At 49.3% G+C, this 12,760-nt stretch carries 7 protein-coding genes; 5 read left to right on the top strand and 2 right to left on the bottom strand.

Annotation, left to right across the window (positions count from 1 at the left end):
* The first annotated feature begins 63 nt into the window (after positions 1-63).
* From CAter10_RS20400 to CAter10_RS20380, 5 genes are all read left to right on the top strand, one after another.
* Positions 64-1,425 carry a hypothetical protein gene (locus tag CAter10_RS20400; protein WP_061534889.1) on the top strand — a complete coding sequence of 454 codons (1,362 nt, stop codon included), beginning with the start codon at positions 64-66 and terminating at the stop codon, positions 1,423-1,425.
* Entirely contained in the window at positions 1,422-2,231 is an 810-nt protein-coding gene (locus CAter10_RS20395) for a hypothetical protein (RefSeq protein ID WP_061537476.1), read from the top strand. Before CAter10_RS20400 ends, CAter10_RS20395 begins: the two co-directional genes overlap by 4 nt.
* Positions 2,222-3,445 carry a hypothetical protein gene (locus CAter10_RS20390; protein ID WP_061534887.1) on the top strand — a complete coding sequence of 408 codons (1,224 nt, stop codon included), beginning with the start codon at positions 2,222-2,224 and terminating at the stop codon, positions 3,443-3,445. The genes CAter10_RS20395 and CAter10_RS20390 overlap by 10 nt, the downstream gene beginning before the upstream one ends.
* A 131-nt stretch (positions 3,446-3,576) precedes the next feature.
* Positions 3,577-7,137, top strand: a complete 3,561-nt coding sequence (locus CAter10_RS20385) for a hypothetical protein (RefSeq protein ID WP_128083159.1) — start codon at positions 3,577-3,579, stop codon at positions 7,135-7,137.
* The gene (locus CAter10_RS20380) at positions 7,134-8,282 is read left to right on the top strand and encodes a hypothetical protein (RefSeq protein ID WP_061534885.1); all 1,149 of its coding nucleotides are present in this window, start codon (positions 7,134-7,136) and stop codon (positions 8,280-8,282) included. The genes CAter10_RS20385 and CAter10_RS20380 overlap by 4 nt, the downstream gene beginning before the upstream one ends.
* 784 nt (positions 8,283-9,066) lie before the next feature.
* Here the strand turns inward: CAter10_RS20380 and CAter10_RS20375 are convergent.
* Both CAter10_RS20375 and CAter10_RS20370 read right to left on the bottom strand, forming a co-directional pair.
* Complete coding sequence (locus CAter10_RS20375) at positions 9,067-10,662, bottom strand: anti-phage dCTP deaminase (RefSeq protein ID WP_061534884.1); 1,596 nt, start codon at positions 10,660-10,662, stop codon at positions 9,067-9,069.
* 121 nt (positions 10,663-10,783) lie between these two features.
* A complete protein-coding gene (locus CAter10_RS20370; protein WP_128083158.1) occupies positions 10,784-12,610 on the bottom strand; it encodes a hypothetical protein in 1,827 nt (608 codons plus the stop codon).
* Between the last annotated feature and the right edge of the window lie 150 nt (positions 12,611-12,760).

The raw sequence follows: 12,760 nt of genomic DNA, 5'->3' as shown, positions 1-12,760 counted from the left end.
CGCATCCGCGTAAGATGAATTTTAGAAATAGCCATTGCGTAAAATAAATTAAGCTCAATCTCCATGCCAGATCTCTCTCTCTCTCCCATCCTGAAAATTGCAGCTAGGTTGCTGGACCTTCATGACTCGCGTCGCAGCTCAGGTGAATCGGCCCAATATCAGAGCGAAGATAGACCAGGTCTGGGAGATGGTCGTTACTTCGCCATCGCTGAAGAAGTCCTACTCATCCTCCAAGAGCAGGGAACACGCTCAGGCGAGGAGTATTCGTCGCTGGCTTCCATTCAGCAGGCAGTCCAGGATCAAATTGAATGGGCGACCGATCTCGACATCGAATACGTTCTCAATGTTTTGTCGCGACCCACCGAACTCAAGCTGCTTCACAGTGAGGACGGTGCGCCGGCGCATATCATCGGTGACAAGGAGACAAACCTTGTGGAGAAAGCTGCTCATATCGTCGAATACCGACTCTCCAGAGTAGGCAAGACGGCTCTGGCAATTGCGTCTGACAACCTGGACATCACCTACATCGAAGGTGATGTCACCAAGCTGATCCGGGCCATTGAAGCGGGCCGCCTAACGTCGGCCTTGGGTTTTGTCGAACGATTGCTCCAACAAATGCGAACTGAACACTTGTCGCTGATCGCCCTGATAGAACAGGCGTCAGGTGGTCGCAGGTCCCGAACCGATGCGGTTTCCGATCTGGAGCTGCACCGGCAGACGATGAGCAGAGCAGTGGATCTGGTCGAAGTGGCGAGAGGCAAAGTTGACGAGATCATTCGTAGAGAGATTCCATTGACCGACGACGTACCGATTGGACTGATTAAAGCAAAGGTCAAGGAGCTCTCAGGCGGCATTGTTCGCTATGGGCGAGAACTTACGCACTTGGCTGAACTGTCCATGCGTAGTACCTCCTCGTCAGTTCAAGCTCCTTCCTTCATGGATCTGGCCAAGAAATGGGTAAAGACGCAGCCCACAAATTCGCAGTTGAACATAGTGCTGGCGGTCCTTGGCCCCGCATTCGTCGTCGGCGTTATTCCGATTGGAACCGACTTCGCTGGCATCATCAAGGCCAGATCGGCAAAGATCGCGGCACTACAGAACGTCGAACTAGAGGGATTTACGGCGCCCATCGAGGACCAGTTTCTCGAATGGTTGCTGATCAACCAATCCGCGCTTGATCAGCAGCTTAATAACGGCAGGTTGAACATTCTGGATGCTCTGAAGCAAGGCTTGGGTGAGCTCAATGGAGAGGCCGCTTTGAACTGCCTTGTCACGGCTTTGACTACGCCCGATGAATGGGTAAATACACACGTCGAGGGAAAATTCGGTCCCGAACTTGGGCGGTCCCAGGTTCCCGGCCTGGACGTGATGTTTTCAACGCTGGAACTAAAAAAACGGGCCGATAGCCCAGAGGATCAAACATGACGCCATATGAAATGGGACGGATTAGTTCCTTCCTAATCAAACACCGTAAACTGGAGGATCGTCAGGACAAGCGAGGGATGCAACGTGACGAGAAGGATTTGGCAGTCGTACTTCGTGAAGCATCCATGGAAAATATTCGAGATCTCGAGGAACTGATGAGCGGTCAGGGATTCGTGCTCGTTACCCTCAACAGCTTTGATGTTGCGGGCATTGGACAAGGCTCTCGAGTGTATATCCTGGCGCGCAAGTCAGACAATCTGTGTTCATTGCTTAGCACGAGTCAGCTGGTCGAGAAGATGGATGCCGCCAACGGCAGAGCCACCGCAGCCAAGATCTGGTTTACGCAAATATGGTTGGCGCACCTGGATTTGCTCTACACCCAACGCGACCGCGGTCCGCACGAACGTAACCAGTGGATTGACGCCACGTTCACTAAAGAGATGCTTGAACAAGCGGTGCGCGAACACATCAACGGCTTTGTACGTCGCCTCAACCCTAACGAGCTGATGCAGAGTGACGTGTACGAAGTGCTGACAGCGGAAAAAGGTACCGACATTGCCAGATACACCAAACGCTTCCTCGACCTGATGTGCGAATGCGGAATGCTCGATGAACGTGGCGATGGCGTCTACCGACAGTCCCTTCTCTCAGCAGTTGAGATGAAAGAGAACTACGACCGCACCCTGGCACCTTTGATGATAGATGCAGATATGTTGACCGAACGTGTTCGCCTAGCCACTCTCTCGGATGCACTACTCACTAAAACTGCAGAAGAAGAATCCAATGGAGGTACGCAATGGGCCTGATTTCACGCGTGGAGGTGACCAACTACCTTACCGAGGGCATCAATGTTCACCGACGCTCGGCTGACTGGAAGCCTATGCTCACGGGTATCACTCTGCGCATGGATAGTGGTAAATCCGCACTGGTGAATATCACGAACGGCGGGGGCAAGACATCATTGGTAGAAATACTACTGTTCCTACTCAGCCGCGACTCGCGTCTGCTCAAGAAAATCCGAGAGAAGGTAGCACCAAAGGGGCGGGGCTTCACCCACGCAAGAATCGAGTTCCGCGCGCCCCCCGAGGACAACTACTCCGCGCCCAGCCTATTGGAGATCGATTCCCTGAACCTACCTGGTGAGACGCATGTCGTCGGCGTGGTCCTCAACGACGACATCAACGACCCACCGATCTTATACTCCTACAGCGGGACACTGGAGGACTCACCCTGTTACATCTTCGATGGTAAAAGTCTTACCCCGGTCCCGGATGCCGAGTTCATTGCCAAAACAAAATCCCTGCGCGGCTGCAAATGGAACAAATTTACCAGCCGTCGCGAGTGGGAGGACCATATCCGTCTGTTCTTGCCTGTTGAGGTGATTCGGCGCAACGTGGTGTACCAGCTCAAGGGGTCTGACGACAAGAACGCCAGCTTCTTCGACTTCACTCCCAAAGGGGGCGAGTCTTATGACAGTGCCTTCTTCCGGTCAGTGATCGCCCCCGATTTGCTGAATAACTTACTAAGCACATTCTCTGACGAAGATGAAACAGCAGTGGAGGATACACTGCTCAAGAGCCTCTCGCGCATCGTGGATGCCGACAGAGAAATCGCCAGGAAGGGACAACACTTGGCCATCCGAGAGAGCGGCATCGCCAAGCTTGAACCCATTTTGGAGGTCGGCACAACAGCGGAGAACCTTAAAAGGCAGCGAGACACTACTTTGCGGGATCTGCGTAAGGACGTAGTTTTCCTTTGGCATTTTGGTCTTCAAGGTGAATCCACCACAATACCGGGCCTTCCTAGGAAACTACCCAAAATGGGAGATCAGGATCCGAGGATCCTTGTAGCCCTGAAGGGGATGGTAATCACGCGAGATGAGGGAATTCTTCTCCTGGACAAGACCTTGAGTGAGTTGTCCGGGGTAGATGTCGGCACTCTAAGCAAATACGCAGAAAGAAAGCAAATCCCTCTTCACTCAGTAAATCGCAAGCTATTGATTTTATGTGTCTTTTTGTGATTTCCGGATCTGGGTTCCAAGGCGGCGGACATATTAGAAAGGGTTACTCCAAAGATTCCGCACTTGCCATTCCCGATATCATTAGCAGTCTCTCAGGCTCGAGGACACCAGGTCTACGAGAGGTGCTCACATTGGCCTTCAGTATTGCCGAAGCGCAGATTGACACTAACCCCGGTTCTCACACCGTTCGCAGGCTACAGGCGCAATGCAGAGCACTCGCAGGGGAAGCAGAGGCTGCCTTGGAGCAGATTGAGACACTGAAAATAGCCATCGCGGGACTCGAGACCCAGATCAAGGACCGCCAGGACAATCAGGGAGCGTGGGACGATTTCATTAAAGTTGGCAACTTGCTGCCCAACGAACTGCGTGCAGAGCCTGCACAAACCAAGCTGTGGATCGATAAGGAGCTCCACACCCTCAAGCAGGAGATTGCCAAACGAAGCGAGCGACTGGGGGAACTTCGCGAGGCTTGGAGCAATTACCTCGCGGTCATGGAACAACACGGACTTCAGGGCATCGACGGTGTTCGTGAGCATCACGTTGCGCTCGTAACTCAACGAGACCGGATCAAGGCAGAGCGTACAAGGATTGATAAAGCACTTGATACAGCGAACGCCGCATTGCGTACAACACAGGCCGCAATCGGCCCCTTGACTAAGAAAGCTACTGACGCCATCAAATTGCTGGAGGAATTAAGCAAGTTCAAAGAGGGATTTGAGCAATTTCAAAAAATCTTCGGAAGTATTGACCCTAAGGCTGTCAATCCACTGGAAGACCTCCGGAGCGTAACCAAGATGCTTGCCGAAACACGGCTCGGTGTCAAACGAAACACCGATGAAGCCGATGACCTGCGGTCTTTGCAGAGCCAAGCCAGTACATTCAAGGCCATCTTTGGCGAAGATGCCGATCCATTGAAGTGCGACCCGCTCAATGATCAACGCATCTGGATTGAGCACGAATCGGCCGCTCGACAGTCCATGGCAGCGCTCAATGACAAGAAAGAAGCCATTGAGCAATTCGAAGACTTGCATCCAGGCACAACTCCCGTAGCCTGGATTGTTACTGCCGACCAGACACGGGATGAGCTTCTTAATGCAAAGAGCAAGCAAGAATCCCGCCACTACGATCTCAAAAAAGAAATCAAAGCCATCGAAGAGATGCGCTCCGTTGAAGACGGTGCGTTCGAGAAAGCGTGGGCAGTGCTCACCTCCGAGAGGTCGAAGGCGCAGCGGCTGCACGAAACCGTCCTATCTGCAGGTTACTCGCTTGAGCTACGCACCGACATCATGAGTGCTTTCTCAGGCATGCTATCGGCGCCAGTGTTCGACTCTATGCAGGAAATGCAGACTGCCGCTAACACTTTGCAGGCCGCAAACGCATCGGTGCCCCTTCTTCTCAAGAGTGCATTGCTGCAAGACATTCAGAACGGCGTCTCCAGGCATGGTGATATTCGGCTTTTTGGTTTTCTCGGCGGTAATTTTTCTCGCCGTGTACGCATCCTGTTAGACCTCGAATATGCTCGTACCGAATTGGATCGCCTCAATGTAGATCTGAGTCTCTGTGAAACGGAGCTGAAACGGATCAATGACCGCTTGCCCATTTTTCTGACCACCAACATAGACTACCAGCTCGCGTGCAAGGCAAGAGATGCTCTAGCCAGTAGCGCGCGTGAGAAGTATTTGGCCTATGAAATTCAAGCCAAGGCTGCTGGTAAAGAGCTGATCAAGATCGCTTATCGAGTGACGCAGCAGGCGTTAGATGTCTTGCGTTGCGCCAGATCCTTCATAGGCAGAGACGGAGCTGCCCGGTTGATCGGACTCGAAGAAGAACTCCCGTCCCTGAAAGCTGAAGTCCTTACACTGGAGTCGGCCGAAGAGGTCGCGAAAGCACGCGCTTCTCAGGAAAGTCTCAATGCGCGCGATGCGGCATCGAAGTATCTGGGAATGGGTGGTAGCTCTGCTTACCAGGATGCTTCAGAAGCAGTGAGTCAGAGCAACAAGGAACTCGAGATGGTCAAAGAGAAAGTGCATGAGGCGGGGGAACTGGTTGATGGCTTTATCGAACAGAGGAAAGTGGTCGAAACCGAAGCTGAAGAGTTCGAACGGGAACAAGGTGTGGCTGAAATTGATCGCCTTGCGCGAGCATTGGATCTGGCTGACGACGAAGACAATTTGAAGTTCATGATGAACTTCAAGAAAGTCGACGATGAGTTGTCGAGTAAGGAAACATCACTAACCAATGCCCTGGGCGTCAATTACACTCGGGCAGAATCTTTCAAGCTCAACCAGGGCAAGAACGATCTAGACCTGAACCTAGAAATTGCTAAAAAGAAGCAAGAGTCGCTCGAACAGCAAAATATCGTCAACCAAAGAAGCGCAACCATCAGCCGTCTGAAAGGGGCTGAGATTCCCACCTGGTCGCGTCTGGGAAAGGCCATTCATGATTTGGCCTACGAACTGGGTCACCGGGTTGCACAGACTGACAATGTTGCAGAGCAAGCCTTCGAGCTTGAGGAGGGTAAAGCCGTCCCCGAGACACATCCTGCTTACCCGCACACCGAAATGTTGCTGCGGGCTCTTCACAAACCAGACCTAGACGCGACGGGAAAGCTGATTGAGCAGATCGATGAAGTCACACAGCTAATCCAGGGGATCGCGATTAACGATGGGCTGAGCAATCACAAGCGAATCGATGGTGAATACAAGGTCGCGCTCAGCAACTACACCAAGTTGAATTCGGCATTTTGCGAAGAAGCTGAGAAGACTGTGGGCTCAAACGACGCAGCGTTCAATACTCTGGAAATCGAGGAAATCAGAAAGGCAACGCCCAGCACCATGCGCGTGCTAGCCGAGCTTTTTGGGCGCTTGCAGGATAGCCTCATCAAGGATCGTGACGAAGCACAAAGAGCAAAACGAGTTGCTGAAGAAACCAATGAAGACACTATCAGCCAACTCTCCAGACTCATTTCAAGTGCGGAAGACAACCTGAAGATTCTCAACAAGGTGATGCAGCGTTACCCCGGCGGGCGATTCTTTATTGAGACTCAAATCAATAAGGACGACGAAATCAAGGCCATTATTGATGATCTCAAGCTGGAAGTCGAGCGCGCTAACCGCGATGTAGACGCCCGCAGCAGGTCTCTTCGTCGTAACAACGACACCCAGATCAAAAGAATCTTGCGAGATAAGCTCATCGAGTGCGTTTTCACCAACACTGAGGTTGAATTTGTAAACGCGGGCATATGGTCTGGTAAGCAACGCCCCGTGTCCGAAAAACTGTCTACAGGACAGAAGATAGCACTGGAATTCATGTGGATCGTTCGCCAAGCTGAATATGAGATCGAACGAAGTCTAACGGAGCTCTCCAGCAAACAAGCTGCCAAGTCGCGCGCCAAAGCCAACCGAGTCATCCTGATCGACGGAATATTCAGCACCTTGTCTGATCGCAAGATTATCAAGGAGGCCCTCAATGGGCTTCGAGGCTTGGGCGGAAATTTTCAGATCATCGGCTTTCTGCACTCGCCCACATGGACCAATGATTACACTGTTTTTCCTGTTTACCATGTCGGCAAAAAGCTGACCAACGGCGCTGGCGATGGATTGGTCTCATTTAGGGAGACAGGGCGGCAAACAGGAACGGTGGGATTTTTCTCCACCATTACACAATCCTCAACACAGACGGCGTCCGCATGATGACCCCAACGCTGGAAGCAGAGCACTCACCTCTGGTGCTCAAGGAACTCCGGCGCATTGCCGGTGCCAGCTGCAGAGTGAGAGCCTCATCTGCCCTGCCCAAACTCGCTGCAAAGCTCGACATGCCCCGCCTTGCCATTGACGAAGCGATCCGTGACCTCTACCGAGCTAACCTTCTGCAATATCAGGCCGACGGTCGCGAGCTACCTGTCTCGGGGTACATCACCATCAGTCCGGAAACGTTCGTCGCTCAGGAACACTATACCAATTGGCTGGCAGCGCTTTCAGCGCTAGAGTTCGCTCCCGAAAAAATATCGATCTTGGCGCAATTATCTGATCACGTTGCAGACTTGCAGTTCGAAGATATGGCAATCCTGGCTAGCGGCTTAAAAAAACTCAGTCAGGCAGGTGATACGACCACCAACGACGCTGGCTTCAACGTTAGCGCAAAGCACCTGATGGGTGGCTCGAAGGTATTGAGCATCATGTCAAGACGCATGCTGCAAGCGATTAACCTGCCGACTCGTCTACACAACTCATCGCCAAAGTATGTGGTCTGCGCCGGCCCCAATTCTCCGACGGCAACACTGCTGATTGAGAACCCACGCGCTTTTGAAAACGCTGTCCAAAGCGGACTAGCAAGAGAGGTGGCACTCATCTGCTCTTTCGGCTTCGGCCTGTCTTACCTCGGCCAGGAGTGGCTGCACTCCAAGGACACTCCAGAATCAGATTGTCCTGTGATGATCGTACGCTGTGGAGAACCTCCTACCCTTGATCAGATGCTCAAAGCGTCGAACGTCTTCATGTGGGGGGATCTCGACGTGGCAGCATTCGACATATATATATCACTCAAGAGCGCTATTCCTCATCTGCGTCTGAGCAAGATTTATGAGGCAATGACGCCCATGCTGCGTAATCCACAAACGTCGCACCCCTATGCAAAGCTCTTTGAGAAAGACGGCCAAACTATAAGCCTCCGGAGAAGCGAGATGAAACAGGCTAAGTCACTTAATGAGGCGGCTTTGTCGCTCTGGCATTCTTGCCAGCACCGCGCCGTTGATCAAGAGGCTGTTGATGAATCAACGATCCTGGCTCTGGGAGCACTCCCCTATGGTAATCCCCCACCAATTGATCGTTTTTTTTAAAGTAAAATTCTCTAAACCGTGATGTCACAATGAAACATTGAAACGAGCTTTCGTGAAGGTGCGCGCGCAAAGTAGCACACACGAGCGTGAACCAATGAGGTCGCTGACCCATGATGTGACGTAGAGCGGTTAGCTGCCCTTTTTTCACCGTGAATAGCAGGAGCTGGTACAAAGTGTCGAGCTCTGGCGGGCGGCAACTCGCAGCTTCTCTTTTGGAAATAGAAAAACCGGCTTTCGCCGGCTTTTTCCTCCGCATCCTAGATGGTCAAGCCACGCCAGCATTGCGGATTAGTTGTTGCTCGTATTCTCTACAATTTCATCACTCAATGCAATGGCACTAACGATTGATGAAAAAGCTTAGCCACGGAAGATATTGAGAGGTTCTGTCATTAGAAAGTGCCGTTCAGTGAAATTCGAGTTCACCAATGAGTCGACAATCGTAGACACCTACCAGCTCAATGTTTTCCCCAGATCACGAATAATGCGAGTAATCTCAGGTGAATTTGGCTCTAACGTAGTCGTAGACTGCCGGCGTATTATGGTCGAGTTGTCGACTACAAGAGACAGGCGGTTAGAGGAAGTTAGAGTTTTTGTTGGCTCAGAGGAAACATCTTGGCAGGACTGTTGGTTCTGAATTCTTGATTCAAAATCAAGCGCTAGTTGTTTCACGTCGTGACGATCGTTACTCATAGGTACCTCCGTCAAGTTCATGATGCCCTGCCAAATTTGAAAACCGCTAATTATACGACCAAATTTAAACGCGTTTAAATTTTAGCGTTTATTTTCAGGCGGGTGGAAAATCATCTGTAAATAGCGCAGCAATTTTCAATTCGAAAGTTCTATATGAATCAATATACTCGTTGATCATCTTGTCTGGGGGATTTTGTGCAGATGAGTCAAACGGTATAAATTTGCCATCATCATCCTTCCGCCCCCTCTCTCGCAGGAACAGTTCGGGAAATAATCTTGGGCCAACGCCAGAAAAGTGAATAAATTTCACTTTTTCAATTTTGCCTTGCGTCGCCTCGTCATGGTCGTGATCGAGCACAATGACGGAGTCATTGTGCGCTTCTGGGGCAAGGCTTTTCTCATATGGTTCGATGTAGTAAACTTTTTCTATCCCCGCAGCAATTATGTGTCGCGCGCAGTTGTGGCAGGGAAAGGTCGTGGCATAAAGGCTTGCGCCAACTGTTGATCCACCGCCGCCACGTGACAATGAGACGATCGCATCCATTTCGGCATGGACTGCTCGAGAAAATTCGATTAGATCGGGTATTCCTGACTGTGCAAAAACCAATTCAACTAGCTCATCAATTTTACTGTCAGCTACCTTTAACATTTTTTTGTCTGAAAAAATTGTCGGAAATTCCTTGGCAATCCCTTCCTTAATACGTTGCTTACGTAATTTTTTTTCAGCAGAATTTTCACAAATACGTCTATGCTGGAAACATCTGTCGTCAGTACCACTTTCGGTCGTATAGAGGCCTCCGCCATATTGCGGCACGTCATTCGTGCCTACTGCTATAACTCGGTTGGATTTGTCTGTAATCACAGCACCGACTTGTCGTGAGAGGCAACTGGACTTCAATGCTGTTGAGTGGGCAACATACATAGCGTGTTCATGTTTTGTCGGAGTGATGCCGTTGTGGCCATGAACTAAATTGAAAAATCTACTTGCCTGCTGCGGGATGAGCTCCACATTTCCAAGCGGATTGTGCATGAAATAGTCGGCCAACTTGAAAGATCTTTCCAGCTGCTGGCCAAATTTATCGGATTCTTTACGGTCTCTATTTATGATGGATTCGATGAGATCATGCTGTAGCCCCTCGTCCACCAAACGCGACTTTCTATCTTCGTGAATACTCATAACACCGATGAGATAGAACAAATTTCTGTAGACCATGCGAAAAAGCATGACCTCTTCTGGATGCTTAATTTGATCAATAAGATAAGCTACCCGAGGAGGTTCTTTAGTTAGATCTGCAAGTTCTGTGTCGATCGCTATACGGTGGCGGCCAATTTGATTTAACGCGTATTCCGCCATAATTTCATTGCCATATTCCTTACGCAGTAAATTGCCCCCACTTTGGTAGGACAGGTAGCGATTTGTCTTATCTGGTACTGGTATTTCAATTTTTTTTGCATCTATTTGACTCTTGATGAAATCGCTTAATTTTATCTTGATGACCTTATATCCAAGTTCCTCGAGTTGCTTTTCGCATTCGGTTACGATACGAGCTAAGCCGCACCCTACCGCACCCATAAAGGCGACAATTAATTCCTTTGATGCGCGGCCGTGCAAGCGATCTACAGATTTTGTTTTGCTTCTTTCAACCGACGCAATCGAGATGATTTTATGTTTGCTTGTGCTTTCACTCATTTTCCACTCCCTGTTTTTATTCTACTGTTGGTGTTGCGTATAAAGAGCGTAAACATGCATAGATTCACTTTGAGGTGAATTGTGATTTCATCTTGTACATGTCAAATATTCGTTATTCCAATTAGAGCTTCGCCCAAATTTTATTGGCAAATTCTGAGATCGTTTCCTGCTCTAATTTTCTATTCGAAAATGTGTGCTTGATTGGATGTCGATGAAGATGAGTAAGGCTCTCATCGGTTAGCCATTGACCGCGTCTTTCTGCACATTCGGTAAGGATAGCCCTGAGATCTATTTCCGAAACGATTCCATTAGTATGACTGTGGAGCAGTAGCATCGAGCATTTATCCAAGTCCTTTCCATCCCCGTCCACACGTCGTTCTATCTCCATAAAATATCGAATTTTCTTTTCAAAACGAATTTTTGCAATAACTACACGTCTGCGCAATTTCGTCTCATGACATGTGCCTTTGATGTAATCAATGAACGGCCATGTGCTCTTCCGCCCTGTTTCTGTGCTTATTAATGGGAAGATTGAACAACGTGGGTCAGTGGCACCTGGATATGGGCATTCAAACGAAATACCTTCTACGCCTTCACGACGATTGAGTTCATCCAAAATGGAAAAAAAAGTCTCGAAGTCTGCCGACAATTTTTCGGATGTCGAAACTGCTTCAACCCCTTTTTGATCTTCCTTGCCTAAATCGGCAGGGCTAATAGCTTTGTCGGTGCCACCTTCACCTACCCCCAATCCACCTGTATCGATAGGTATAATTTCAGTGTGCTCTGCCGCCTGATATTCACACGGTTTCTGACGTTCCTTTTCGACAGTTTTTATTGTTAAATCCGGAAACGGTGTTTCTTCAGGAATCAATATTTCTGTGTCATCTAAGAACGCGTAAGGTTCTTCATCTGTCAGTAGAGCTGCGCCATCAATATGGTTTGGAGTGAGTCGGGGACCGCTTCCTTCGTATGCTATGGGACGAGAGGGGTCATTCGTGCCATCTTTGTTTCCTGCGTTGTCTCTAAAAAATTTCAGGGATTCAAACGGGAACGCGGCGGTGCAACGAACTATGCGATAACAACAAAATATTCTTCCCTCTGTTGTGTAAGGTAGCCACTTTCCTATAAGAGTAAGTGTGGTCTCCCCCCTAAAAGGAAAATCAGTCTCGGCATATATTGATCGCTTTTCCTTCGCGCATTTAACAATAGATTTACTGATGAGTATCGCTGCATGTTTCGCGTATGGGTCCAAGGCGATACGCGCGATATCTGCGGCTGATTTGTCCTTCATCTTTGGCCTCAATTGCACAAATGCTGACCCATCTTCCTGTTGTGGAATTGTTTCGTTGTAAGCATATATCCCATCGAGGATCATGCCGTAACTAAAGAGTTTTGAAATTAGTGCAGCAGAAGAACCAAAATAAAAGCGTGCTAATTCCAATTGAGGAACAACAATCTTTGTTGTGCTCTCTGGTTGAGATATCACGACGCACTTAGAATTTCTATGCGCCATATGGTAGGGGTGGTGCGAACTAGGTAAGAAATATCTTTTTGATCCCGTTTCTTCATCAAGTTCGTAGCTTCCAGCTTCAATTTGCTGACAATGTTCATTATTGATTTGAATATTTTCAAACGTCTCTGTTGCATAGGTAGGGCTGGCAACATAGTGTTCCTTACGCCATATATCCCCTATCCGCAATAGGGGTAGAACAGCGATAGGGAGTGAAATCGAGCGTTGCTGCTCATAGTTTGAGCAACGTTTGTGATTGAGATCTACTTGCCGAGGCGGGCCTTGTAGCTTGGAAAGCATGACACGAACGCTAGGTTGACTATGCCGTTGAATCCTGTCTGGATACGATAGATTGCCAAGCCAGTCGATACGCCAGTATCCATCCCCCTCGGTGAGCAACGGGATTGCTACTTCCGACAATGTAATTTTTTCAGCCATTCTGATGATCTCAAATTACACGAATAATAGTTAGCAAATCTATACTCTACCTGACAGATTGCAATCTGGTAACAAATATCAATGTTACCTACATTGTTTAAGGCAACTGAAAAGAAATCAGGTGCTTAACCAACGCTATTTGCCCGATAT

The sequence above is a fragment of the Collimonas arenae genome (assembly GCF_001584165.1).
GTDB lineage: Bacteria > Pseudomonadota > Gammaproteobacteria > Burkholderiales > Burkholderiaceae_D > Collimonas > Collimonas arenae.
This window is presented reverse-complemented; position numbering and strand designations above follow the sequence as displayed.